Here is a 25,029-nt window from a genome sequence, read left to right on the forward strand (position 1 = left end):
AAAAATGCAGGCTTGGCCGCGTCTGCGGCTGGCTTATGCTTCATGTTGTGTGTCAGGCGAGCAGGATCAAGATGTTACGTCACTTAACATTGAAAAAATCCTGCATCTCGGTCAGAAGTTGCGAATAAACGCGCTGCATACGTTGGTTGGGTTGGCTGGCGGCGAGGTTTTCGGCCATCGGGTCGGGTGCGTGGATGTCAGTGCCTGACATCTCTTCAAGCACCGCGTGGCCGCAGAAAGGCACATAGACTTCGGAATACCCGCCTTCATGCGCCATCATCAGCCGCCCCTCGCACAAATCATCGGCCAGTTCCACAACCATGCGCGTCATCTGGCGAAACGTGTCGGCAGTGGCAAGCATACAGGACAAAGGATCAACCAACGCCGCGTCATAGCCGCAGGCGATCACGATCACCTCGGGCTCGTGGGCGCGTATGGCGGGCAGGACGATACGTTCCACCGCCTCCAGATACGTCGCGTGACCGGCACCCGGTTGCAGCGGGATATTCATGTTCGATCCCTGCCCCGCACCTTCGCCGCGCGTGTCGATATCGCCGGTGTCAGTCGGATAGTTCCGTTCCTGATGCAGTGATATGGTCAGAACATCGGGGTCGTCGATAAATATCGCCTCGGTTCCGTTGCCGTGATGCACGTCCCAATCCACGACGGCGAACCGCTTGGCCAACCCCTTCGCCTGCGCATTGCGGATGGCGATCGCCAGATTTGCGAGCAGGCAAAACCCGTTGGGAAATTCAGGAAGGCAGTGGTGGCCGGGCGGGCGTGACAAGGCATAGGCGTTGTCCAGATCGCCTTTCAACACAGCCTCAAGCGCCGCGACGGACAGGCCCGCCGACAGCGCTGCGATTTCGTACCCACCTTGTCCAAACGGGGTGCGCAAGCCAAGTTCGCCGCCGCCCGTGTCAGATGCGCGTTTGAACTCACCCAGAAAAGACGCAGGATGCACCCGCCCCAACACCTCGCGGCTTGCTTCAGGGGCGGTCTGGCGATGCAGCGCGCCGCTGAGGCCCGTCACATCCATCAGGTTTTTCAGGCGGCGCTTGGTTTCGGGGTTTTCGGGCAATCCCCCGGCTGCCAAGGGTTGCACCAGACCACCAACCGGCAACTTTCCCGCATAATTGCCGCCCGAATGCCAAAAACACTTCTCGTCCCAGAAAAAGCCGGTTTTACGCATCTAATCCTCCTTGCTTGCCCGCAGAGTGGCCCAGCGCGCTTGCATCGTCCAGCCCCGCCCGACAGGATGGCGCCATGAAGAAAGGCGAACTGTCTCATCTGGCGAAACCCGGCGCGCGGATTTCGGTGCGTGTGACACCCAAGGCGGCGCGCAATCAGGTCGAAGACCGCGATGGGCAGTTGCGCATATCCGTTACCACCGCGCCCGAGGACGGTAAGGCGACGAAGGCGGTGGTCAAGCTTTTGGCGCACGCGCTTGGCATTGCAAAATCGCGCCTTGTTCTGACACAAGGCGCGACATCGCGGGATAAAGTATTTCGGGTCAATTAACCTTGGTCGCCCGACCGCGGGATCGACGACGCTACATAATCGCCATCGTCCGACCCGCCATAGCCTGCGCCACCAAGCGGATCGTCACCAAAGCGATTGGGACCATGCGTGCCCTTGCTGGCAAACCAGACGATCAGGATGATGAAACCGATCAAGGGGATCAAGAACATCCAATACCACCAGCCAGACCGGTCGGTATCATGCAACCTGCGCACCACAACCGAGATTCCCGGCAGCAACGTAACCAACCCGAACAGACCCGACAGGATCGGTGTATTTGTCTGGGCCTCGAACCCGCCCTCATAGGTCGTCACCGTGCCAAACAGGACGCTGTCCACGACGCCAAGCAACAACTGTCCGACAAAGACGAAAAGGACGAAATACCAGAACTCAGACCGCTGAGCACGACCTTGAAAAGTGACGTATTTCGAAAAACATGTCCGAATAGATTCCATAAAGCTCATGATCTAGTCCCTGCTAAGTTTACTTATTATCGCCTATGCGGGGTTCGTCCCCGGTGATCAGTCGCTCGATGTTCGCGCGATGGCGCAGGAAAATCAACACGGCAAGCGCAACTGACAGCCCGGCATAGGGCGCAAAGCCCAGCAGCGCGGCCCAAAGCGGCGACAAAGCCGCCGCCGCCAAAGCCGCTAGCGACGAGATGCGGAACAGCACAGCGACCACAAGCCAAGTGACACAAGCGGCCAGTCCGACAGGCCAGGCCAGCGCCAGGATCGTGCCAAGCCATGTCGCAACGCCCTTGCCACCCTTAAAGCTCAGAAAGATCGGGAAGCAATGACCCAGAAAGGCCGCGAAGCCAGCAACTTGCGCAGCGTCTTCGGCAAACACAGCCCGCGCGATCAGAACAGCCGCGCCGCCTTTGCCTGCGTCGCCCAGCAAGGTCAGAAGGGCCGCGGGCTTGTTGCCGGTGCGCAAAACATTGGTCGCGCCGATATTGCCCGACCCAATCTGGCGCAGATCGCCCAGCCCGAAAAGCCGCGCCATTACGATTCCAAAGGGGATGGACCCCAACAGGTAGCCCGCCACGGCGACCAGCGCCAGCACGGGCAACGCGGTGACAAGCTCAGGCATCGTCACCCCCGAACACGCGTTCGCCGCCGACCCATGTACCCAGCACGCGCCCTTCCATCCGCGCGCCGTCAAAGGGCGTGTTTTTTGATTTCGAGTTCAGCTTGAACCGGTCCAACACAAAGGGCGCATTCGGGTCGAACAAAACCAGATCGGCAGGTGCACCTTGCACCAACTCGCCGCCCGGCAGGCCGAAACGGCGGGCGGGGTTCAGCGACAGCGCTCGCCACAACGTTGGCAAGTCGATCAACCCCGCATGGACCAGCCGCATCGCCGCAGGCAGCAGCGTTTCCAGCGCAACCGCGCCTGACGCCGCCTCTTCAAATGGCAAGCGTTTGCTTTCCTCGTCCTGCGGCGTGTGCATGGACGAGATAATGTCGATCAAGCCCGTTGCAACGGCGTTGGCCATGGCCAGTCGGTCGTCCTCGGATCGCAGCGGCGGCTTGAGTTTGAAGAAGGTGCGATAGTCGCCGACGTCCAATTCGTTCAGCGTCAGGTGGTGAATGTTCACGCCTGCGGTTACATTAAGCCCGGCGGCCTTGGCGCGTTCCAGCGCAGGCAAGGCATGGGCGGTGGACAGGTTGTCAACGTGATAGGCGACGCCTGTCATCTCAACCAGCGCCAGATCGCGTTCCAGCCCCATACGTTCGGCCATCGGGCTGACGGCGGGCAACCCACGCAACGACGCAAACTTGCCCGAGGTCACAGCCGCGCCGTCCGACATATTCGGATCTTGCGGGTGGCCGATGATCAACGCGCCAAGGCTGCGCGCATAAGTCATCGCGCGGGAATACACCTTGTTGTTGGTGACAACATGGTCGCAATCGGTGAACGCCACCGCGCCCGCGTCCAGCAGGAACCCCATCTCGACCATTTCGCGCCCTTCGCGACCTTTGGTCAGCGCGGCCATGGAATGCACGTTGACCGGCGCCACCTGACCTGCCCGACGCGCCACGAAGGCCAACGTTTCCGGCGTATCGACCGAAGGCGTCGTGTCAGGGCGAATAACCATTGTCGTGACGCCACCCGCCGCCGCCGCCAGCCCCGCGCTGCGAAAGCTTTCCTTGTGGCGTTCACCGGGTTCGCCGATCTTCACACCGATATCGACGATACCGGGCGCAAGGCACTTGCCACCACAGTCGATGATATCGCCATCCTCGCCCGCGTTCACGCCGGTGATCAGGCCATCCTCAATCGTCAGGCTGCCCAACGCATCGGTGCCGGTTTCCGGGTCAATCAGGCGGGCGTTTGTGAAAGTCGTTGTCATGCAATGTCCCCCGTCACCCCACGCACGCGGTTGATCGCGGCTTGGGTCGCCTTTGCGTCGGCCTGATATTTCAACATGTATTTCTCGCCCGTGCGCGTCACGACCTGAGCCGCCGAGAAAATCACGTTCACTTTGGCAATATTATTCAAAAGAATCGTCCGTTCACCCGGCCCGATCACACGCCGGTCGGTCAGATGCCACGTGAACCCCACCTGTTCGCGCGCGACATAGACGCCGCGCACGGCGATGGCAGCAACCGCGCCCACTACGCCAGTCCACGCATGGGGATTGCCCATATAGATCAAGATGCCTGACATCAGAACAGACCCAAGGGCTGCCAGCAACACATGTTCTTTCACATAGGTGAGCATGTTGCCCGAGAAGCTTTGGATCAGGATCTCGTCCGGCGCGAGCTTGGGGCCGGTCTGATCCTCAAGCCGCGGCTCAAGCTGCATCTCAGACATAGACGCCCTCCGACTGGGTAGAGCGTTCAGCGCGCAGATTTCGAGCCAGAAGATCCATCGCGGCCATGCGCACAGCAACGCCCATTTCCACCTGCTCCTGAATGACCGACCTGTTGATGTCGTCGGCGATGGTGCCGTCGATCTCGACCCCCCGGTTCATCGGGCCGGGGTGCATGACGATAGCGTCGGGCTTGGCATGGGCCAGCTTTTCAGCGTCCAGCCCATAACGGTGGTAATATTCACGTTCAGACGGGATAAATCCGCCATCCATCCGTTCGCGCTGAAGCCGCAACATCATGACAACATCGGCATCTTTCAGACCTTCCTCCATATCGTCATAAACCTCGACCCCAAACTGGTCGATTTGTGACGGCATCAAGGTGGGCGGGCCAACAAGGCGCACGCGGTTTTCCATCTTGCCCAGCAGGATCAGGTTGGACCGCGCAACGCGGCTGTGGGCAATGTCACCACAGATTGCGATGGTCAGACGATGCAGCCGCCCCTTCTCGCGCCGGATAGTCAACGCATCCAAAAGCGCCTGCGTCGGGTGTTCGTGCTTGCCGTCACCGGCGTTCAGAACCGCGCAATTCACCTTCTCGGCCAGCAGGTTCACCGCGCCCGAATGAGGATGACGCACCACCAACAAATCCGGGTGCATCGCGTTCAGGGTCAGCGCCGTATCAATCAGCGTCTCGCCTTTTTTGATCGAGGACGCCTGCATCGCCATATTCATCACATCCGCGCCCAGGCGCTTGCCCGCAATCTCAAACGACGCCTGTGTTCGCGTGGAATTTTCAAAAAACATGTTGATCTGCGTCAGCCCGGCCAGCACGTCAGACCGCTTCTGCGCAGACCGGTTGAGATCAACATAGCTGTCGGCAAGATCAAGAACAGTTTTGACCTCTTCAGGGTGTAGCTGTTCGATCCCCAGAAGATGGCGTTGGCGGAATGTCATACGGGCCTCCGTCCTGTGTTCACGTGCTTATAGGTTCGGGGCGTGCGGGCGTCCATCCCTTGCGCACGCGAAAGCGCAACCCGCCGTTTACCTTCCCCACGCCCGGACGTAGGCTATCATCCATGGAATCGGCACACGACTGGCATGGCGCGAAGGCGCTTCTGGAATGGCATATCGAACTCGGCGCGGTGGACGCGATCGGGGATGCGCCTGTTGACCGCTATACGCTTGAGCCGCGTCAGTCGAAACCGGAAGAAAAGCCATTATCGCAGCCCGTGGCCCGCCCAGCCAAACCAACCGCAGCGCCCCAGACAGACTATGTTGCACTGGCGAAGCAGTCAGCCGCCGCGGCGGGCGACTTGGCAGCACTACATGCAGCCATTGCGGCATTTGAGGGGTGCGAGCTGAAGCGCGGCGCGCGCAATACGGTTTTTTGCGACGGCAACCCCGCCGCCCGCGTGATGATCATCGGCGAAGCGCCGGGCCGGGACGAGGATATTGAGGGCAAGCCCTTCATTGGCCGCGCCGGACAATTGCTGGACCGCATGTTCGCCGCTATCGGGATGAGCCGCGGCGCGACACAGTCGAAAGATGCGATCTATATCACCAATGTCATGCCGTGGCGCCCGCCCAACAACCGCGACCCCAGCGCCGAAGAAATAGCGATGATGGTGCCGTTTCTGGAACGCCACGTGCAATTGGTCGCGCCCGATCTGCTGGTCTTGATGGGTAATACGCCCTGTCAGACCGTGCTGGGGCGAAAAGGCATCGTAAAGATACGCGGCAATTGGGACGACGCATGGGGTAAGCCAGTCATGCCCATGACCCACCCCGCTTACCTTCTGCGCAACCCTGCCGCCAAGCGCGAGGCTTGGGCGGACCTTCTTGCCATTCAGTCTAAACTTCGGGGTTTGTCATGAAAATACTCGCTTTTTCCGACCTGCACCTTAGCAAGCCAGCAGCAGGCGAATTGCTTGAGGCTGCGAAAGACGCCGATTTAATTCTTGGCGTGGGCGATTATGCCCACCAGCGCAAGGACCTTGCCCGCTATGTCGCGCCGTTCGCCGATTGGGGGGCACGGGCCGTGTTCGTGCCCGGCAATAACGAATCCGAGGCCGAGCTGCGCGCGGCGCTTGCGGGCAGCGACGTCACCATACTGCACGGCGAAGCTATCGTGATTGACGGCGTGACCATCGCTGGCATCGGCGCCGCGATCCCGCCACCGCCCGCCATTCCGTGGGCATCGTTTGACCTGACCGAAGACGCCGCCCGCGCGATGTTGTCCCCAATTGAACACGCCGATATTCTGGTCTCGCACTCGCCACCGAATGGCGTGGCCGACCGCCACGAAGAACTCGGACCACTGGGATCATACGCGGTGCTGGATGCGGCGAAACGCCTGTCGCCAAAGTGGCTGCTTTGCGGTCATATTCACGACGCATGGGGCGCACGCGGCCAGATTGGCACCACGCAGGTTCTGAACCTGGGCCCGACGCCCAACTGGATTACATTGGACTAGGATTTCACGATGTCCCACATTACTCCCGCCGCCGCCGCCACGCGAGATTTCATTCCCGTGCGCATCGCCGTGCTGACCGTATCAGATTCGCGCAAGATGGACGAAGACCGGTCCGGCGACACCCTTGTTGCACGGCTGGAAAAGGCGGGCCACATTCTGGCTGATCGTAAAATAAAACCGGATGAGCAGAGCGAGATTGCAGACCAACTGCGCGCTTGGTCTTTGGACCCCGAGATTGACGTGGTCATTTCCACTGGCGGCACCGGTCTGACGGGCCGCGATGTTTCGGTCGAGGCGCATCGCGATGTCTATGAAAAGGAAATTGAGGCGTTCGCGACCGTGTTCACCATAATCTCGATGAACAAGATCGGCACTTCGGCCGTGCAAAGCCGTGCAACGGGTGGTGTCGCCAACGGCACCTATCTGTTCGCCCTGCCCGGCAGTCCCGGCGCGTGCAAGGATGCGTGGGACGATATTCTAGTGCATCAGCTGGATTATCGGCACATGCCCTGCAACTTTGTCGAAATTTTTCCACGTTTGGACGAACACGAACGACGGAAATGATCCGGTCCAACGTTCAACACGTAACTGATATATGCGCCGCCTGCGTGCCAACCCTGTAACCACGCGCCGCTTGCCTGCGGTGGCGTAGCAGTTCAGGATGGCGCAGCGTTTCGTGGAGTGACAATATGCGTTTTCTGGGCCGAAGCCTGACCGGGCTATTCCTGCTGGCTGCAACCATTGGTTTGCTGGCGATGGCAGCCAATATGATCAGTTCGGCATTCAAAGCGCGGGCAGATCGCGACAGCGCAGAACCCACGGCAAGCGAACGAGTTTTTTCGGCCAACGTGACCACCATCACCGCTCAGACGCTCACGCCGGTCCTGACCGCCTATGGCGAACTATCGTCGCGACGCGCACTGGACGTGCGTTCGCTGACCGGTGGCACAGTGACCAAGATCGCGCAGAATTTTGAGAATGGCGGCGTTGTGCGCGAAGGCGATCAGCTTCTGCGCATCGATCCGACCGATTTTGAATTTGCCCTTGAACTGGCACAGACCGATGTTGCTCAGGCCCAAGCCGAATTGCGCGACGCCCGCGCAGCGTTGGAACTGGCCCGCGACGATCTTGACAACGCCACAAGGCAAGCCGACCTGCGTGAAGCCGCGCTGACCCGGCAGCGTGATCTGGTTGATCGAGGCGTGGGCACCGAGGCAGCGGTGGAAACGGCAGCATTGGCCGCGTCGGCGGCGCAACAGGCGGTATTAGGAAAACGGCAGGCGGTGATCACTGGGCAGGCCCGTGTCTCAACAGCCGACGCCGGGCTGCGACGCAGCAAAATCCAACTAGACGAAGCCCAGCGGCGGCTGGACGAGACCAGTATCTCGGCGGAAATCGGCGGCGTTCTGACTGATGTGGCCGTGCTGCGTGGGGGCGTGGTGACGGCGAATGAAAAGCTGGGGCGCATCATCGACCCCAGCGCGCTTGAGGTGCGGTTTCGCGTCTCGGCCGCGCAATATGCACGGCTTCTGGGCGCGGATGGCACACTTTCCAACACCGACGTCACCATTCGCCTGAACGCGGCGGGCGTTGACCTGACCACCACCGGGCGCATCGACCGCGAAAGCGCCGATGTGGGCGAAGGGCTGACCGGCCGCTTGATCTTTGCCACACTGGCCCCCGCCCCCGGTATGCGCCCCGGCGATTTCGTCACGGTCGAGGTCGCGGAACCGGCGCTGCCCGGCACCGTCCGGCTTCCCGCTTCTGCTTTGAATGCCGAAAACGAGGTGCTTGTGCTTGGCCCAGAAGATCGCCTGTCCAGCGCACCGGTTGAACTGTTGCGCAGACAAGGCAATGACGTCATCGTGCGCGCCGCCGCGCTTGAAGGGCGCGAGGTCGTGACCGAGCGCACCCCGACCCTTGGCACGGGTATCCGCATCCGCCCGGTACGCCCCGGCGAAGCAGCCGCGCCGGAACCCAAGGCGGAAATGATCGCGCTTGACCCCGACCGGGTCGCGCTTCTGCGCGACTTCGTGCAAAGCAACACACGAATGCCCGTCGAGGCGCGTGAACTAATCCTGGCCCAACTTGACGAAGGCACCCTGCCTGCCGACACATTGGCCAGGTTGGAACAACGGATGGGGAACTGAGCCATGGGGCGCGGCTTGAACCTTCTCTCCTATTTCACCCGCCATGCGACGGTCGCAAACCTGCTGTTGGTGGTGCTGATCGCGCTGGGAATCTTCGCTTATCCCCGGATGCGCGCACAATTCTTTCCCGATGTGATCGTCGAAAGCGTCACGGTGCAGACCTCGTGGCAAGGCGCCGGGGCCGAAGATGTGGACGAGGCAATCGTTCAGATCATGGAACCCGCTCTTCTGGCCGTCGAAGGCGTGGAAAACGTCAGCTCGCGGTCGTTCGAAGGAAGCGCCAGCATCACCTTAGAGTTCGAGCCGGGCTGGGATATTGCCCGCGCTGCTGACGACGTTCAGACCGCCGTGGACGAATTATCTGATCTGCCTGAAGACGCCGACGCGCCGCAAGTTCGGCGCGGGGCATGGCGCGACAGCGTGACCGACGTGGTGATTTCCGGCCCTGTTGGGATCGAACAGCTTGGACAATTTGCTGATGAAATGATCGTGCGCCTGTTCGAACGCGGCGTCACGCGCACCGGCGTTCGCGGGTTTGTCGCGCCGCAGACGGTCGTCGAAGTGACTTCGCTGTCACTCGTGAAACACGACGTGACAATGGCCCAGATCGCCGAGGCCATCGGCGGCGAGGCCACCGCCGCCCCCGCGGGCGATGTCGCTTCGGGCGCATCGCGGGTGCGCACGGGCGTCGCCAAACGCAGCGCCGATCAGATCGAGGCGATTGTTTTGCGATCAAATCCCGACGGATCAAACCTGACCGTCGGTGACGTGGCGCAGGTCAGGATCGAAGGCGTGGACCGCAACCGATCGTATTTTGTGGGTGATGATCCGGGGATCGCGTTGAACGTGTCGCGATCCGCGCAGGGTGATGCGATTGAGATGCAACAGATCGTCGAAGACATCCGCGCCGAGCTTCTGACCACTTTGCCCGAAGGGGTGAAAATCTCGCTTGTCCGCACGCGGTCCGAACTGATCAACGCGCGCATTTCGATGCTTATGAAGAACGGCCTTCAGGGGCTTTCCCTTGTGCTTCTGCTTCTGTTTCTGTTCCTGAACGCCCGAACGGCGTTCTGGGTCGCGGCAGGCATTCCGGTGGCCATGACCTCGGCCATATTTCTGATGTATATGTCGGGTCTGACACTGAACATGATCTCGCTTTTCGCACTGATCATTACGCTGGGGATTGTGGTTGATGACGCGATTGTCGTGGGTGAACACGCCGATTTCCGCGCGCGTCGATTGGGCGAAAACCCCGTCGATGCCGCCGAGAACGCGGCCAAGCGCATGTTTCCACCCGTCTTTTCTGCCACTCTGACGACAGTGATCGCCTTTTTCGGCCTGACAGCCATCGGCGGACGGTTTGGCGACATGATCGCCGATATTCCCTTTACCGTGATTGTCGTGCTGGCGGCATCCTTGGTCGAGTGTTTCCTGATCCTGCCCCACCATATGGCCCATGCGCTGACCCATACCGCGAAGGAACACTGGTATGACTGGCCGTCGCGGCAGGTCAACAAAGGGTTTCGCTGGGTACGTGACATTGCTTTCCGCCCGCTAATGGGGCTGGTGGTCAAGGCACGTTATCCGGTGATTGCCATGACGCTTCTGATCCTTGCCAGTCAGGCGGCAACTTTCATTCGCGGCGATCTGACTTTCCGCTTTTTCGACGCACCTGAACGGTCATCGATCACCGGCAACTTCGCCATGGTATCTGGGGCAACCCGGAACGACACACAAGACATGATGCGGCTGGTGCAACAGGCCGTGGAACAGACTGCCATTTCCTTCGAGCAAGACCACGGTCGCAGCCCCGTTAAACACGTTCTGGCCCAAATCGGAGGTAACGCCGGACGCGGGTTGTCGGGCGTGGACAGCAAGGATGCCGACCTGCTTGGCGCGATCTCGGTCGAACTGATCGACGCCGACCTTCGCCCCTACTCCGCCTTTGCCTTCGTCAGCGCGTTGCAGCAGGCCGTCGAAAGCCACCCGCTGCTTGAGGTGCTGTCCTTCCGTGGCAGCCGCTATGGCCCCGGCGGCGACAGCTTGGATGTAGAGCTTTACGGCGCAACATCCGAGCAGTTGAAAGCCGCCGCCGAGGCGTTCCGCACCCGCCTGTCGGCCTTCCCCGAAGTCTCGGCGCTGGAAGACAGCCTGTCTTATGACAAAGAGGAACTGATCCTTGATCTGACACCACAAGCTCAGGCACTTGGCTTCACCATCGACGGGCTGGGCCGCGTGTTGCGCAACCGCCTGAACGGGGTCGAGGCCGCGACCTATCCCGATGGCAAACGATCCGCCGAAATCCGGGTTCAACTGCCCGAGACTGAACTGACCTCGGACTTTTTGGAGCGCACGCAACTGCGCACACAGGCCGGCACCTATGTCAATCTGGCCGATCTTGTGTCTGTGAAGGCGCGCACCGGGTTTGCCAGCGTACAGCGTGAAAACGGCATCCGCCTGGTCAAGGTTACCGGCGACATCGACGAAACCAACCCCACCCGCGCCGAGGAAATTCAGCGCACGATCGAAACCGAAATCCTGCCACAACTGGCCGAAGACCACGGCATTGTCTTCCAGCTTGCCGGTCTGGCCGAGCAACAGAAAGAGTTTCTGTCGGACGCCCGATCCGGCCTGATCTTGGTGCTGTTGGGCATTTTCCTGACGCTTGCCTGGATATTTTCCAGCTGGACACGGCCCATTGTGGTCATGGCGATCATTCCGTTCGGGCTTGTCGGGGCCATCTTCGGGCATGCCCATTGGGGGGTGCCGTTGTCCATGTTTTCGGTTGTTGGGCTAATCGGGATGACAGGGATCATCATCAACGACTCCATCGTTTTGGTCACGACGATTGACGAATACGCAAAAGAAAGGGGCTTGGTGCCAGCAATCATAGACGGGGCGGCGGACAGGCTGCGCCCCGTGATGCTGACCACGATGACGACCGTGCTGGGCCTTGGCCCGCTTCTGTATGAAACGTCGCGGCAGGCGCAGTTTTTGAAACCCACCGTCATCACGCTGACGTATGGGCTGGGGTTTGGAATGGTGCTTGTGCTGCTGGTCGTGCCTGCGCTGATGGCGATGCAGGCGGACATGGGTCGCATGGTTCACGCGCTTAGTCGCATGTGGCGCGGGCGTCACCGCTTGGGACTGGCATCGGCAAGCTGGCTGGTTGGCAGCGTGGCGCTGGCGATGGTTGCAGCTTTTGCGTTGTCAATCAGCCTTTGGGGGCCGACCACCGAGGGGATCGCGCGGTTTATCATGATCAGCGCAGTGATTGCCGTTTTGGGATATCTGGTCGGTGCCATCGCGACGCGGCGGCACAGGGCTTAGTCGAACGTCCCCGTCACGCGGCCCAGCAGCATGAAGGCCCGCGCCGTGCGGGTGTCGGCCAGCGCTGCGATGTCAGCGTCCGACGCATTCTTCTCGAAACCAGCAAAGGTTTGATCAAAACGGCGCAGAAAATGGTGCGCGGCGTCGCGGAAAATGGGGTCTTGCTTCATACGTCCGGCTGTCAGAGCCAGTGACGACCTATCGCGCACGCCACCCAAAGCGGCCACACTCCGCCCGCGTTCACCCGCGGCAAACTTGCGCCAGATTTCAGGCCGTGAGCGATCAGGGCGCAGATCGTCCATGTAAATGCCGTCTTGTGATAGAAGGGTCAGCACATCTTGCGCGGCCTGCACCAGCCCCGCAACCTGCCGATCATCCAACGCCCTACGAAGGGCGCGGAAGCCGTCCGCATCTTCGGCGGTCTCAGGAAAATGCAGGGCGCGAATGAAGTCCTCAACCGACAAGGGGGGCGTCAGATCCTCGACCGGGGTGCCCAGTGCCAAGCTGGTCTGATCGGCGACCGCCTGCGGCCCGTCTACAGCGGTTGCAATGGCGGGGCTGGGGTTTGCGGGCGTGGGGTTGGCCAAGGTCGGCATCCCCGGCCGGATCGAGGTAAACGTCGCCAGCGCGCTTTCCGTCTTGCGGCTGACCTGAGCAATTTCCTCAAGCTTCTGCTCGACCTTAGACGCCTGCGCGGGCGTACCGGTGAACCCTTGCTGTTGCTGAATATAGGCCGTTCGCATCGCGTCGATCGCAGCGCTGAGCCGTCGGCTTTCGTCGCGCATGATGCGCGCCGACCGCAGGGCCGCCACCGCAACCCAAATCACGGCTACAGGCATGATGACAGCCACCAGCGTCATCAGAAATTGCAACGGTTGTGTCAGCCCCGCCCCATCGGATTCGCCAAACCCCAAGACAAGGAAAAACAGGATACATCCCGCAAGCCACAGGCCGGACAGCAGAAGCCCGATGACTTCGCCCGCGCTGAGCGACGGCACCTGAGCGTTCAGTGCGCTCAACCGCCCCGTGCCCAGACTTGCCGGCCCTTTATTCGCCTTATCGTTCATCCTGTTCCTCGTGTCTGCCGCGCGGCGTCAGATCCATTCAACCTTCAGGATCTCATAGGCCTTTTCACCGCCGGGGGTGCGCACTTCGACGCTGTCGCCTTCTTCCTTGCCGATCAGGGCGCGGGCGATGGGCGACTTGATGTTCAACTTGCCGTTTTCGATATCGGCTTCGGGCTCGCCCACGATCTGATAGGTCTTTTCCTCGTCTGTATCTTCATCAATGATCGTCACAGTAGCCGAGAACTTGATAGCGCCTTTCAACGTCGCCGGGTCGATCACCTCGGCCAGTGACAAGATGCCTTCAAGTTCTTTAATACGCCCTTCGATGAAGCTCTGCTTTTCACGGGCAGAATGGTATTCCGCGTTCTCAGACAAATCGCCATGTTCGCGCGCCTCGGATATCGCGCGGATGATGGCCGGGCGTTCATCGGTCTTAAGCAGTTTCAGTTCTTCATTTAGCGCAGTGTGACCCGCGCGCGTCAGTGGTATCTTATCCATGAGACCTATTCGTTCTTCCGTGGCCCATACGCAAGCGGCGCATCGGCGAAGTTATTGCCGTAACATTTCAATCATGTCTTGGGGCAAACGCCCCGGTCACAAGGAACGTCTAACAAAGCTGCACGATTTGCAACGCCATTGTTTGCGTGTCCTTGCCCATATTGGCAGGCCATCGCCGAAATCGAATGTCAGCGCAAACAGCATGAGAAACGCTCAAAAAGCCTTCGGATACCCATTGTAACGCCGTGTCTTGATTGACCCAAAGGATGCGCCAAGCTAACGATCTTTCGAAACGGACCATCCGGGGAACAGAGAATGAGCGATATTGAACGCGAAAGCATGGAATACGATGTGGTCATCGTGGGCGCCGGCCCCGCTGGCCTGTCCGCAGCAATCCGACTGAAGCAGCAGAACGCCGACTTGGATGTGGTCGTGCTGGAAAAAGGCTCGGAAGTGGGTGCGCATATCCTGTCGGGCGCCGTGCTGGACACCTGTGGTCTGGACAAGTTGATGCCCGACTGGAAAGATAAGGGCGCGCCGATCAATGTGCCGGTGAAAAAGGATAATTTCCTTATACTTGGCGAAGCGGGACACATGCGCGTGCCCAATTGGCCAATGCCGCCGCTTATGAACAACCACGGCAAATACATCGTCTCGATGGCGAATGTCTGCCGCTGGATGGCCGAACAGGCCGAAGAACTGGGCGTTGAAATCTTCCCGGGCATGGCCTGTTCCGACTTGGTCTTTGGTGACAATGGCGAGGTCAAAGGCGTCATTGCAGGTGTCTTCGGGCTGGAGCCTGATGGGTCTTACGGCCCCAACACCGAGCCGGGGATGGAACTGCATGGCAAATACGTCTTCATCTCGGAAGGGGTGCGCGGGTCGCTTGCCAAGGAAATTATCGCCAAATACGACCTGCAAGCCGGTCGCGACGCGCCGAAATTCGGCCTTGGCATGAAAGAGATTTGGGAGGTTGACCCCGAAAAGCACCGCGAAGGCACCGTGACCCACACGATGGGCTGGCCGTTGGGCAAGAACGCGGGCGGTGGGTCGTTCATCTATCATCTTGAGAACAATCAGGTCTATGTGGGATTCGTGGTTCACCTGAACTACAAAAACCCGCACCTGTACCCGTATATGGAATTCCAGCGTTTCAAGCACCACCCCGAGATCGCATCACTGCTAGAGGGCGGCAAACGCTTGGCTTACGGCGCGCGGGCGATTTCCGAAGGCGGGTATCAGTCAATGCCGAAAGCCTCGTTCCCCGGTGGGGCGCTTTTGGGCTGTTCGGTCGGGCTGGTGAACGTGCCGCGCATCAAGGGCAATCACAACGCCATGTTGTCGGGCATTGCAGCCGCAGATGCCGCCGTGAAAGCCATCGCCGCCGGGCGTGCGGGCGACGAGCTTGCCGATTACGAAGAAGAACTGCGCACCGGTGACATCGCCAAAGACCTGAAAAAAGTGCGCAACGTCAAGCCACTCTGGTCGAAGTTTGGCCTGACCGCATCGCTGATGCTGGGCGGGGTCGATATGTGGGTGCAATCGCTGTTCGGCTTCTCGCCCTTTGGCACGGTCAAGCACGGCAAGAATGATGCGCAAGCCACCGGCAAAGCGGCGGATTTTCCCATCATCGACTATCCGAAACCTGACGGAAAACTGTCGTTTGACCGCCTGACCAACGTATCGTTTTCAGCGACCAACCACGAAGAAAACCAGCCCTGCCACCTGAAGCTGATCGACCCTGACATCCCGATCACGGTCAACCTGCCCGAATACGCCGAACCCGCGCAGCGCTATTGCCCTGCCGGAGTCTATGAGGTGGTCGAGGAAGACGGCAAAGACCCGCGCTTCGTCATCAACTTTCAAAACTGCGTGCATTGCAAGACTTGCGACATCAAAGACCCGAGCCAAAACATCAAATGGACGGTTCCGCAGGGCGGTGATGGGCCGAATTACCCGAATATGTAAGCCATTGTTTGCAAAAAACGTAATTGTGAGGGGCGGCCATGTGCTGCCCCTCATTGTTTTCGGCTGACTTGCCGATTAGGTTTCCCACATCGCCTGGGTTGCCGGGCCTCCTAACGAAAGACTTGCCCGTGCTGTCACTGAGATTTCCAGCCCCTCGTCAGCTTTTGGCCGCCGTGATCGCAGCCACATGCTTTGTCGGTGTCGCACCGTTGACCGGGCAGGCAGAGACCGCGGCTGGCCCCTATCTGGCAGCGCGTCAGGCCGATCTGTCAGGTGACTTCGCCAAGGTCGTCGAATACGGCACCCGCGCATTGGCCGATGCGCCCGAACGACTGGATGTGCTGGAAAGCATGGTCGTGGCCCACACAGCACTGGGGCAGATCGACAAGGCGCTGCCCTTTGCCCAACGGCTGGCGTCACTGAACCCCGACAACCAACTGGCGGGCCTTATCGTGCTGGCTGATGCGCTGGCGCAGGAAAAATGGGACGATGCGATTGCCCAACTGGAAACGGGCACGTCGATTGCTGGAATGGTTGACCGCATGACCGTTGCGTGGATCAGTTTGGGTCAAGGTCAAATGTCGCAGGCGCTGGAGATATTCGACGAATTATCGCAAGACCCCGACACCCGCGCTTTCGCACAATTCCAGAAAGCTCTGGCCTTGGCCCATGTGGGCGATTTTGAAGGTGCAGCGCGCATTCTGGGGGGCGACGACGGTGATCTGCAACTGAACCGGATCGGGGTTCTGGCCTACGCGCAAGTGCTCAGCCAGCTTGACCGCCACGACGAGGCTTTGGCGCTCTTGAAAGAAAACTCCGGCGGGCAGGTCGATCCCGAGGTTGAAGACATGACCGCCCGGTTGGAAACGGGCGACGTCTTGCCGTTCACCGGCATTACCTCGCCCAATGACGGGATTGCCGAGTTGTTGTTTGCCGTCGCCGAAAGCCGCAGCGTGGACGCCAACCCGACCATCGCGCTGGTCTTCAGTCGGCTGGCAGAGCATTTGAACCCAGACAATGCAATCTCGATCCTGTTGTCGGCGCAACTTCTGGAACAGATGAACCGTTACGAGCTTGCAGTCCAAGCTTATGGGCGCGTGCCCAATGACAGTCTGCTATATCAACAGGCAGCGCTGGGACGCACCGATGTTTTACGGCGGTCAGACAGGTTGGACGAAGCCATCGAAGAACTCCGCGCATTGGCCGAGACCTATCCAGAAACGCTGCGCTTTCGGGTTGCACTGGGTGATACTCTGATGCAACAGGACCGGTTTGCCGAGGCACGCGGGGCCTATGATCAGGCCATCGCGGGCTTCACGGTTGATCTGCCCGGCCAATGGCGCACCTATTTCCAGCGCGCGATTGCGCTGTCCAAGATCGACGAATGGCCCGCCGCCGAAGCGGATTTCCGAAAGGCGCTTGAATTGAATCCCGAAGAGCCGACGGTGCTGAACTATCTTGGCTATACCTATGTTGAACGCCAGGAAAATTTGGACGAGGCGTTGGACATGATCGAACGTGCCGTCGCCGCCCGTCCCGACAGCGGCTATATCGTCGATAGCCTGGGCTGGTTGCAGTTCCGGCTGGGGCGTTATGACGAGGCTGTGGAAAACATGGAACGCGCGGTCGAACTGATGCCGGTGGACCCCATCCTGAACGACCATCTGGGTGACACCTATTGGGCCGTTGGTCGAAAACGCGAGGCCCGCTTCCAATGGCGCCGCGCGCTGAGCTTCATCACCGATGACACCGATCTGGAAGAGCTTGATCCGGACCGCATCCGTCGCAAGCTCGAGGTCGGGCTGGACGTCGTGTTGCAGGAAGAAGGGGCGCCGCCCCTGACCGCGACCCAATGACGATCAGCAAGATCTTTGCCCCCGCAAAGGTGAACCTGACCCTGCATGTGACGGGCCAGCGCAAGGATGGCTATCACCTGCTGGACAGTCTTGTGGTGTTCGCCGATATCGGCGACCGCGTGACGGTGCGCCCCGCCGACAACTTCCGGCTTGAGGTCACAGGCCCCTGCGCCGAAGGGGTGCCCACCGACGCCACCAACCTTGTCGCCCGCGCGGCCGCACTGTTCGACCAGCCCGTTCATATCGTTCTGTCCAAACACCTGCCCGCCGCCGCCGGGATCGGAGGCGGCAGTTCGGACGCCGCCGCAACCGTGCTTGCCATGGCCGAGATCACTGGCAACAGCCGTCTGCCCGAAGGCGTAACCGCGTTGGGTGCGGATGTGCGGGTCTGTCTGATGCGGCAGGCGGCACGAATGCGCGGAATTGGGGATGATGTCGCCCCCTGCCCCGGCCTGCCACCGCTGTTTGCCGTGCTGGCCAACCCCGGTGTCGATGTGCCCACCCCGACCGTTTTCAAGGCGCTGGAGGCCAAGACAAACCTGCCCATGCCCAAACGCCTGCCGCAAGGCTTGAAAACGCGTGCGTTCATCGAATGGCTGGCCGCTCAGCGGAACGATCTTGAAGCACCCGCCATCGCCCACGCGCCCATCATCGCGCAAACACTAGACACGCTGGCGGGGCTGCCCGACGCGCGGCTTGCGCGGATGTCCGGTTCTGGCGCGACGTGCTTTGGATTGTTTGACACGGAACAGGCCGCGCAGGACGCCGCGCGCCTGCTGTTGGATCAACAGCCTGATTGGTGGGTGACACCCGCCCGCCTTAGCTGATCCGCGCCACCACGTAATCGGCAAGATCGTGCAACATGTCGCGGATCGGATCGTCGGGAAGGGCGATCAACGCCGCTTTCGCCCGGTCAGCCCACACCATCGCATCGGCGCGGGTATCTTCCAACGCGCCGTGTTTGTGCAGAAGCGTCAGCGCATGTTCCAGATCGCCGTCCTGCTGGCGCCCCTTCTCGATGGTGCGTGACCAAAAGGCGCGTTCTTCGTGATCGGCCTTCGCCACCGCCTTGATCAGCGGCAGGGTCAGCTTGCGCTCGCGGAAATCGTCACCAACATTCTTGCCAATTGCATCCCCTCCGGTGAAATCCAGCAAGTCATCCACGATTTGGAACGACACGCCCAGCGCGTCCCCATAGTCGAACAATGCCTTGACCTGTCCCTCGTCCGCGCCGGCAATCACGCCGCCAACCTCGGTTGCGGCTGAAAACAGCGCCGCGGTCTTGCCGCGTACGACTTGCAGATACACACCCTCGTTCGTTGCCAAGTCCTGCGCGGCAGTCAGTTGCAAAACCTCGCCTTCCGCAATCGTGGCCGAGGCATTGGACAGGATGCTCAGAACCCGCAGATTGCCTGTTTCGACCATCATTTGAAAGCTGCGCGAAAACAGGTAATCGCCGACCAGAACGCTGGATTTGTTATCCCACAGAAGGTTCGCCGTGGGACGTCCCCGACGCTGGCCGCTTTCATCCACCACGTCGTCATGCAAAAGCGTGGCGGTGTGAATAAATTCGACCGTCGCGGCCAGATGAATGTGATAGGGGCCGGGATAGCCGCACAGTTTGGCCGCCGCCAAGGTCAGCATCGGACGCAGGCGCTTGCCGCCTGCTTCGACAAGATGGGCCGTCACTTCGGGAATGCGCGGTGCATTCTTTGACGCCATCCGTTCGCGAATCAAGGTGTTCACCGCGGTCATCTCGTCCGCCAAGTGGACGCCCAGTCGTTCATGCGGTTTATGTGCAGCTTCCATCAGCATGATCACCTTCCCGTCAATTGTCCCGCCATCCGGCTCGACAAGACCTTGGCCCTGCCATTAAGTCCATATCTATGAGAGAGCTTCTGCGAACCACAGACCCAACTTTGATCCCATTCGTCACAGCCCTGCTTGAAGGCGAGGATATAGACTGCTTTGCGATGGACGTCCATATGAGCACGCTGGAAGGTTCCATCGGAATTTTGCCGCGTCGCCTGATGGTTCTTGAGAAGGATCTGTTTCTTGCCCGTGCCGTTTTGCGCGACAATGGCGTCGACTATGAAGGCTAGATCATGACTCAAACGGTGCCAGAGCTGACACATGATGCGTTTCTGGGTGGACGACTGACTTTGTCACAGCCCGTGTCCGGCTATCGCGCCGGGGTTGATCCGGTGTTTCTGGCCGCTGCTGTCCCTGCTAAGCCGACCCAATCGGTGCTGGAGTTGGGGTGCGGCGCGGGCGCTGCGTCACTTTGTCTGGGTCTACGGGTGCCCGGTCTGCGGCTGGCGGGGTTGGAGCGTCAGGCGCTCTATGCCGATCTGGCCGAGCATAACGCGACGCAGAACCAGATCGCGCTGACCGTGCATCACGGCGACCTTGCCCAAATGCCCGACACGCTGCGCAGCGTCAGCTTCGATCACGTGATCATGAACCCGCCCTATTTCCGGCGCGACCGGGGCACAGCGTCGCCCGACACCACCCGCGAAGGCGCATTGGGCGAGGACACGCCCCTGTCAACATGGCTGGACCAAGCCACCCGACGCCTGTCGCCCGGCGGTCATATCACTCTGATTCAACACGCCGAACGCCTGCCCGAGGTGCTTGGCGCAATCGACAGCAGGCTGGGCGCCGTGGTGGTCAAACCGCTGTGCCCCCGCATCGGGCGCGCGGCGTCATTGGTGATCGTGCAAGCTCGCAAAGGTGCGCGCGGAGCCTTTCGGCTGGCCGCCCCGCTGATCTTGCATAAAGGGGCCGCGCATACGATGGATCGCGACCACTATACCCCCGATGTCGCCGCGATCCTGCGCCGCGGCGCAGCATTGACGCTGGACTAGATCTTTCATTGGATTTCAGCGCTGGGACACAACGACCTCGTGACAAACCCTGAAATATGTGCTGCAATCCACTTGTCCAATCACACCAAAGGAGGATCGCCCATGAGCATGAGTTCGCATGTTGAAGAGCTGCGGAGGAAACATCAGGTTCTCTCGGACAAGGTTGAGGCGATGCAAAAGTCGCCTGGCAGCAGCGATCATGAAATTTCCGAACTCAAAAAGCAGAAGCTTCTGCTGAAAGAGGAAATCGAGCGTCTGGCAACAGCCTAAGACCGACAAGATCGGGTCAGTTCCCAGTGCCTTGTGCCGAACTGGCCCGTGCGGCCATCACCGCCCCGGCGGTAATAAGAATACCCGCCAAAACCAACGATAGCCGTGGGTCTGCCACGCCTGCGAAAATCAAGATCAGCGTCGACAATAGCGGCGCACCATAACTGGCGACGCCCAAAAGCTGAATATCGCCCTGTTTGACCCCGATATCCCAAACATAGAATGCCAGCCCGACAGGCCCCAGTCCAAGGCCCAGAACCGCTGCCCAGCCAAGCCCGTTAACGGGCCAGACAGTTTCTTCCCAGACCACATGCGCACCGGTCGCCAGCACTGCGGTCATCAGGCAGAACACCACGACCGACGCGGTCGGCGTGTTGCCCAATCTGCGCGACAAGACCGAGTAGCCAGACCACGTCAAAGCGCACAGGAACGCCAAAGCGAAGCCAGGCAATGCCTCTGCGCCGAAGCCGCGCGATCCGCCTAGAACGATGAGCGCCGCCCCGATAAACGAGGTCAGCGCACCCACAACATGCAGCGGCTGCAACCTCTCGCCCGGCAGCAGACCGGAAAACAGCACGATCAACAGCGGCCAAAGATAGGCGATCAACCCTGCCTCGGCCGCTGGGGCCATGCGCAGGGCCGTGAAATAAAGCGCATGATAACCAAACAGCCCCAAGGTGCCGAACACATAGACCCGCCAGCCCACCTGACGCAGCGCGCCCAGCGCCCCAGTCAACCCGATCCAGATCAGGCCGACCACCCCGCCAATCAGGAATGTCATTGCCGCCAGTTGAAACGGTGGCACCGGGGCTGTGCCCACCGTAAACAGGGCAAGCAACGACCAAAGCAGCACAGCCACGAACCCCACAAACGTAGCCTGCCGGGTGGTCACACCAAATCTCCGATCGGCAGTATGGTCATATCATCAACGCAACCGGCGGTTTGGGCCATCTCGGCCATGATCCAGTGGCGAAAGGCGGCGATATCATGCCGGTCTTCCTGCCCCTGACGGCACAGGAATCGAAACTTCGCATCTGTCCCCAATGCAACCTTGAAGGGGGCCACCAATCGCCCGTCGCCCAAATACCTCACCACGAAAGACCGCCGGCCCAACACGACGCCCGCCCCGGACAAGGCCGCATCCAGCGCGTGGTCAGGTTGCGAAAAACTGGACGACAAGCGCGGTTTGGCGTCGATACCAACCGCCTTGAACCACACCGGCCAGTCGCAGGCGGGGTTCAAAAAGTCATCTGCACTGTTGTGGATCAGGGGTGCATCCAATAACGCATGCGGCGTGGTGTATCGGCAGGCAAGCTCGGGCCGCATGACAGGTGTCATCCATTCCCGCCCCAACGATTGCGAAAACAGCCCGTCATCGGGGCCATAACCAAAACGGATCGCGACATCGACCTCGTCCGCGGTCAGATCCATGATCCGCAACGATGCCGCGACCCTAAGCTCGATATCAGGGTGTGTATGTGCAAACGCGGAAAGACGCGGCGCAAGCCATTTTGCAATGAAAGCCGGCCCTGCCGTCACGGTCAACGCACTGCTTTCCACACTGCGCCGGGCCGCCCGCCAAGCGGCGGTCAGGGCGTTGAACCCCTGCGCCGCGCCGGGGGCCAGAATGCGACCTGCCTCGGTCAGTTCAACCGCGCGGTTCAGACGTTTGAACAGAGGCGCGCCAAAATGCTCCTCAAGCGATTTGATCTGAAATGACAGGGCGGCGGGGGTTACGTTAAGCTCGGCCGCCGCGCGCTGAAACGACATATGGCGGGCTGCTGCATCAAAAGCGCGCAGGGCGGTCAAAGGAGGGAGGCGTTCCGTCATCTCAATCAAGTATCATTGGCGTGGAAAAGCGGGAAGGCCCGATATTCACTTTCGGTCACGCCAAGAGCTGGCGCTCACATCCGAAATACTTGTTTCCGACAACTCATACCATCACAAAAAAGGACCGGCCAATACAGCCGGCCCCATTTGATTCTACGGACACTCAGACGAAGAACTGTGCGCCGTTAGCCGAAATAGTCGAGCCGTTGATGAATTCGGCATCATCAGACGCAAGGAACGTCACACAACGCGCGATTTCTTCCGGTTCGCCCAGACGTCCGGCAGGAATGCCCGCGATGATCGAGTCGCGCACCTTCTCGGGCACGGCCATCACCATTTCGGTCGCGATATAGCCGGGGCAGATCGCGTTGGCAGTGATGCCCGCGCGCGCGCCTTCTTGGGCCAGCGACTTTATGACCCCAAGGTCGCCCGCTTTCGTCGCGGCATAGTTCACTTGCGCGAACTGGCCTTTCTGCCCGTTGATCGAGCTGATGACGATGATGCGACCAAACTTACGTTCGCGCATGCCGGGCCAGATCGGATGGATCGTGTTGAACACGCCCGTCAGGTTGGTGTCGATCACCTCTTTCCACTGGTCGGGCGTCATCTTGTGAAATGGCGCATCGCGGGTGATACCGGCATTGGCCACAACCACTTCGATTGGCCCAAGATCGGCTTCGACCTTCGCCAGCCCCTCCTTCGATGCGTCGTAATCCGCGACGTTCCATTTGTAGGTCTGAATGCCGGTTTCATCGGTAAAGGCCGCGGCCTTTTCGTCATTCCCAGCATAGGTGGCGGCAACTGTATAACCTTCTGCCTTAAGGGCCTTGGAAATCGCTGCGCCAATGCCGCGTGTACCACCCGTGACCAATGCAACTCGAGCCATGTCATCCTCCGTTTTAACTATAGGTATTGAAACTCTGTTACCTTTTATATATCAGATGCGCAATATTATTGCGCAACAATTCAAGCAATAAGCTGAATTAATCTCTCATCTTAACAGGACCATAACAAAAAAGCGCCCGCGGGGGCGCCTTTTCATTTTCTGTGCTGCCTTTTTACGGGCGCTCAAGGCACATTGCCACGCCCATGCCGCCACCAATGCACAGGGTCGCCAGACCTTTCTTGGCGTCGCGGCGCTTCATTTCGAAGAGCAGCGTGTTCAGGATGCGGCAGCCCGACGCACCGATGGGATGGCCGATGGCAATTGCGCCACCGTTAACGTTCACGATGGACGTATCCCAATCCATGTCCTTGTTAACCGCACAAGCTTGAGCCGCGAACGCCTCGTTCGCTTCCACAAGATCAAGATCCTGAGCTTTCCAGCCAGCTTTTTCCAACGCCTTTTTCGAGGCGTGGATCGGCCCCGCACCCATGATCGCCGGGTCAAGGCCAGCAGTGGCATAGGAGGCGATACGAGCCAGCGGTTCCAGCCCACGCTTCTCGGCTTCGTCCGCGCTCATCAAAAGGACCGCCGCCGCGCCGTCATTGATGCCAGAGGCGTTGGCCGCCGTGACCGATCCATCCTTCGTAAAGGCCGGGCGCAGTTTCTGCATGGCTTCCATCGTCGCGCCATGGCGGATATATTCGTCTTGGTCGACAACGATTTCCCCTTTGCGCATTTTGACAGTGAAGGGAATAATCTCTTCCGCAAACTTACCGGCTTTCTGCGCCGCTTCGGCCTTGTTTTGCGAAGCGACCGCGAATTCGTCCTGCATATCGCGTGTAATCTGCCACTTCTCAGCGACGTTTTCGGCGGTCTGTCCCATGTGATAGCCGTTAAAAGCGTCCCACAGGCCGTCCTTGATCATCGAGTCGATGAACTTCATGTCACCCATTTTGTGACCCGCCCGCAGATGCGCGACATGGGGGCTGAGCGACATGTTTTCCTGACCACCTGCCGCAACAATTGCCGCATCGCCAAGCATCACCTGCTGCGCGCCAAGCGCCACAGTGCGCAGGCCAGAGCCACAGACCTGGTTGATGCCCCAAGCCGACGCTTCCTTCGGCAAACCAGCGTTTATATGGGCTTGCCGCGCGGGGTTTTGACCCTGACCGGCTTGCAGCACCTGACCAAGAATGGTCTCGCTCACCTCGTCTTTGTCGATACCGGCGCGGGCGACAATCGCCTCAAGAACGGCGGCCCCCAAATCGTGGGCGGGCGTGTTGGCAAATGCGCCCGAAAAGCTGCCTACGGCTGTTCGTGCGGCGGATACGATAACAACATTGGTCATGATGGGTCCTTTTTCCTCCAAACTGACGAATCCGGCCCCAACCATGGCGATTTCCTGTCGGGTTTCCACGCAGATCCGATGTGAAAAGCATCCTGTGCTGCATTGCAGAGAAAATCAAGTCACACGCGCAACTGCCCTTATGCG

Annotated in this window: 25 protein-coding genes; 12 read left to right on the forward strand and 13 right to left on the reverse strand. The window is 60.0% G+C overall.

The window, feature by feature from the left end; genetic code table 11:
• Nucleotides 1–79: 79 nt before the first annotated feature.
• Complete coding sequence (locus MN186_RS13225; RefSeq protein ID WP_242114832.1) at nucleotides 80–1,192, reverse strand: class II histone deacetylase; 1,113 nt, start codon at nucleotides 1,190–1,192, stop codon at nucleotides 80–82.
• Nucleotides 1,193–1,266: 74 nt separating this feature from the next.
• Here MN186_RS13225 and MN186_RS13230 point away from each other — a divergent pair, with 74 nt between their 5' ends.
• A complete protein-coding gene (locus MN186_RS13230) occupies nucleotides 1,267–1,521 on the forward strand; it encodes a DUF167 domain-containing protein (RefSeq protein ID WP_242114833.1) in 255 nt (84 codons plus the stop codon).
• Here the strand turns inward: MN186_RS13230 and MN186_RS13235 are convergent.
• From MN186_RS13235 to MN186_RS13255, 5 genes are read right to left on the reverse strand one after another with little or no spacing between them, the layout of a single operon-like run.
• Nucleotides 1,518–1,985: a DUF805 domain-containing protein gene (locus tag MN186_RS13235; protein WP_242114834.1), complete on the reverse strand. Its 468-nt coding sequence runs from the start codon at nucleotides 1,983–1,985 to the stop codon at nucleotides 1,518–1,520. The two genes, MN186_RS13230 and MN186_RS13235, sit on opposite strands and share 4 nt — an antisense overlap.
• A 19-nt stretch (nucleotides 1,986–2,004) precedes the next feature.
• Complete coding sequence (plsY, locus tag MN186_RS13240) at nucleotides 2,005–2,613, reverse strand: glycerol-3-phosphate 1-O-acyltransferase PlsY (protein WP_242114835.1); 609 nt, start codon at nucleotides 2,611–2,613, stop codon at nucleotides 2,005–2,007.
• On the reverse strand, nucleotides 2,606–3,877 hold the full coding sequence (gene pyrC / locus MN186_RS13245; protein WP_242114836.1) for a dihydroorotase: 1,272 nt from the start codon (nucleotides 3,875–3,877) through the stop codon (nucleotides 2,606–2,608). Before pyrC ends, plsY begins: the two co-directional genes overlap by 8 nt.
• The gene (locus MN186_RS13250) at nucleotides 3,874–4,341 is read right to left on the reverse strand and encodes a hypothetical protein (protein WP_242114837.1); all 468 of its coding nucleotides are present in this window, start codon (nucleotides 4,339–4,341) and stop codon (nucleotides 3,874–3,876) included. Before MN186_RS13250 ends, pyrC begins: the two co-directional genes overlap by 4 nt.
• Complete coding sequence (locus tag MN186_RS13255) at nucleotides 4,334–5,296, reverse strand: aspartate carbamoyltransferase catalytic subunit (protein ID WP_242114838.1); 963 nt, start codon at nucleotides 5,294–5,296, stop codon at nucleotides 4,334–4,336. The genes MN186_RS13250 and MN186_RS13255 overlap by 8 nt, the downstream gene beginning before the upstream one ends.
• Before the next feature lie 122 nt (nucleotides 5,297–5,418).
• Between MN186_RS13255 and MN186_RS13260 the strand changes: the two genes are divergently transcribed.
• The 5 genes from MN186_RS13260 (at nucleotide 5,419) to MN186_RS13280 (ending at nucleotide 12,295) form a co-directional block, all read left to right on the forward strand.
• Complete coding sequence (locus tag MN186_RS13260; protein ID WP_242114839.1) at nucleotides 5,419–6,216, forward strand: uracil-DNA glycosylase; 798 nt, start codon at nucleotides 5,419–5,421, stop codon at nucleotides 6,214–6,216.
• Nucleotides 6,213–6,815: a metallophosphoesterase family protein gene (locus tag MN186_RS13265; RefSeq protein ID WP_242114840.1), complete on the forward strand. Its 603-nt coding sequence runs from the start codon at nucleotides 6,213–6,215 to the stop codon at nucleotides 6,813–6,815. Before MN186_RS13260 ends, MN186_RS13265 begins: the two co-directional genes overlap by 4 nt.
• A gap of 9 nt (nucleotides 6,816–6,824) precedes the next feature.
• Nucleotides 6,825–7,379, forward strand: coding sequence for a molybdenum cofactor biosynthesis protein B (gene moaB, locus MN186_RS13270; protein WP_242114841.1), 555 nt, complete (start codon nucleotides 6,825–6,827; stop codon nucleotides 7,377–7,379).
• Between the two features lie 125 nt (nucleotides 7,380–7,504).
• On the forward strand, nucleotides 7,505–8,965 hold the full coding sequence (locus tag MN186_RS13275) for an efflux RND transporter periplasmic adaptor subunit (RefSeq protein ID WP_242114842.1): 1,461 nt from the start codon (nucleotides 7,505–7,507) through the stop codon (nucleotides 8,963–8,965).
• A 3-nt stretch (nucleotides 8,966–8,968) separates the two neighbouring features.
• Entirely contained in the window at nucleotides 8,969–12,295 is a 3,327-nt protein-coding gene (locus MN186_RS13280) for an efflux RND transporter permease subunit (RefSeq protein ID WP_242114843.1), read from the forward strand.
• Here the strand turns inward: MN186_RS13280 and MN186_RS13285 are convergent.
• Together MN186_RS13285 and greA are read right to left on the reverse strand one after the other, a co-directional pair.
• Entirely contained in the window at nucleotides 12,292–13,362 is a 1,071-nt protein-coding gene (locus tag MN186_RS13285; RefSeq protein ID WP_242114844.1) for a hypothetical protein, read from the reverse strand. The two genes, MN186_RS13280 and MN186_RS13285, sit on opposite strands and share 4 nt — an antisense overlap.
• Nucleotides 13,363–13,389: 27 nt before the next feature.
• Nucleotides 13,390–13,860: a transcription elongation factor GreA gene (gene greA / locus MN186_RS13290; protein WP_242114845.1), complete on the reverse strand. Its 471-nt coding sequence runs from the start codon at nucleotides 13,858–13,860 to the stop codon at nucleotides 13,390–13,392.
• Between the two features lie 315 nt (nucleotides 13,861–14,175).
• Here greA and MN186_RS13295 point away from each other — a divergent pair, with 315 nt between their 5' ends.
• The 3 genes from MN186_RS13295 (at nucleotide 14,176) to MN186_RS13305 (ending at nucleotide 18,511) form a co-directional block, all read left to right on the forward strand.
• Complete coding sequence (locus tag MN186_RS13295) at nucleotides 14,176–15,828, forward strand: electron transfer flavoprotein-ubiquinone oxidoreductase (protein WP_242114846.1); 1,653 nt, start codon at nucleotides 14,176–14,178, stop codon at nucleotides 15,826–15,828.
• Nucleotides 15,829–15,956: 128 nt separating this feature from the next.
• The gene (locus MN186_RS13300; protein WP_242114847.1) at nucleotides 15,957–17,684 is read left to right on the forward strand and encodes a tetratricopeptide repeat protein; all 1,728 of its coding nucleotides are present in this window, start codon (nucleotides 15,957–15,959) and stop codon (nucleotides 17,682–17,684) included.
• Nucleotides 17,681–18,511 carry a 4-(cytidine 5'-diphospho)-2-C-methyl-D-erythritol kinase gene (locus tag MN186_RS13305; RefSeq protein ID WP_242114848.1) on the forward strand — a complete coding sequence of 277 codons (831 nt, stop codon included), beginning with the start codon at nucleotides 17,681–17,683 and terminating at the stop codon, nucleotides 18,509–18,511. Before MN186_RS13300 ends, MN186_RS13305 begins: the two co-directional genes overlap by 4 nt.
• Here the strand turns inward: MN186_RS13305 and MN186_RS13310 are convergent.
• Nucleotides 18,504–19,499 (reverse strand): polyprenyl synthetase family protein, encoded by a 996-nt coding sequence (locus MN186_RS13310; protein ID WP_242114988.1) that lies wholly within the window; start codon nucleotides 19,497–19,499, stop codon nucleotides 18,504–18,506. The two genes, MN186_RS13305 and MN186_RS13310, sit on opposite strands and share 8 nt — an antisense overlap.
• A gap of 71 nt (nucleotides 19,500–19,570) precedes the next feature.
• On the opposite strand from MN186_RS13310, the gene MN186_RS13315 reads away from it, so the two are divergent.
• The 3 genes from MN186_RS13315 to MN186_RS13325 all read left to right on the forward strand — a co-directional run bounded on the left by MN186_RS13315 (nucleotide 19,571) and on the right by MN186_RS13325 (nucleotide 20,821).
• Nucleotides 19,571–19,786 (forward strand): putative signal transducing protein, encoded by a 216-nt coding sequence (locus MN186_RS13315; protein ID WP_242114849.1) that lies wholly within the window; start codon nucleotides 19,571–19,573, stop codon nucleotides 19,784–19,786.
• 3 nt (nucleotides 19,787–19,789) lie between these two features.
• Nucleotides 19,790–20,551, forward strand: coding sequence for a tRNA1(Val) (adenine(37)-N6)-methyltransferase (locus MN186_RS13320; RefSeq protein WP_242114850.1), 762 nt, complete (start codon nucleotides 19,790–19,792; stop codon nucleotides 20,549–20,551).
• 102 nt (nucleotides 20,552–20,653) lie between these two features.
• Entirely contained in the window at nucleotides 20,654–20,821 is a 168-nt protein-coding gene (locus MN186_RS13325) for a DUF465 domain-containing protein (protein WP_242114851.1), read from the forward strand.
• 16 nt (nucleotides 20,822–20,837) lie between these two features.
• On the opposite strand, the gene yddG is transcribed toward MN186_RS13325, so the two are convergent.
• From yddG to MN186_RS13345, 4 genes are all read right to left on the reverse strand, one after another.
• Nucleotides 20,838–21,713, reverse strand: coding sequence for an aromatic amino acid exporter YddG (yddG, locus tag MN186_RS13330; RefSeq protein WP_242114852.1), 876 nt, complete (start codon nucleotides 21,711–21,713; stop codon nucleotides 20,838–20,840).
• Nucleotides 21,710–22,651: a transcriptional regulator GcvA gene (gcvA, locus tag MN186_RS13335; RefSeq protein ID WP_242114853.1), complete on the reverse strand. Its 942-nt coding sequence runs from the start codon at nucleotides 22,649–22,651 to the stop codon at nucleotides 21,710–21,712. Before gcvA ends, yddG begins: the two co-directional genes overlap by 4 nt.
• Before the next feature lie 163 nt (nucleotides 22,652–22,814).
• Complete coding sequence (gene phbB / locus MN186_RS13340) at nucleotides 22,815–23,537, reverse strand: acetoacetyl-CoA reductase (RefSeq protein WP_242114854.1); 723 nt, start codon at nucleotides 23,535–23,537, stop codon at nucleotides 22,815–22,817.
• A 172-nt stretch (nucleotides 23,538–23,709) separates the two neighbouring features.
• A complete protein-coding gene (locus tag MN186_RS13345; RefSeq protein WP_242114855.1) occupies nucleotides 23,710–24,885 on the reverse strand; it encodes an acetyl-CoA C-acetyltransferase in 1,176 nt (391 codons plus the stop codon).
• Nucleotides 24,886–25,029: the final 144 nt, after the last annotated feature.

It is taken from the genome of Aliiroseovarius sediminis (assembly GCF_022678485.1).
In the GTDB taxonomy this organism is placed as follows: Bacteria; Pseudomonadota; Alphaproteobacteria; order Rhodobacterales; family Rhodobacteraceae; genus Aliiroseovarius; species Aliiroseovarius sediminis.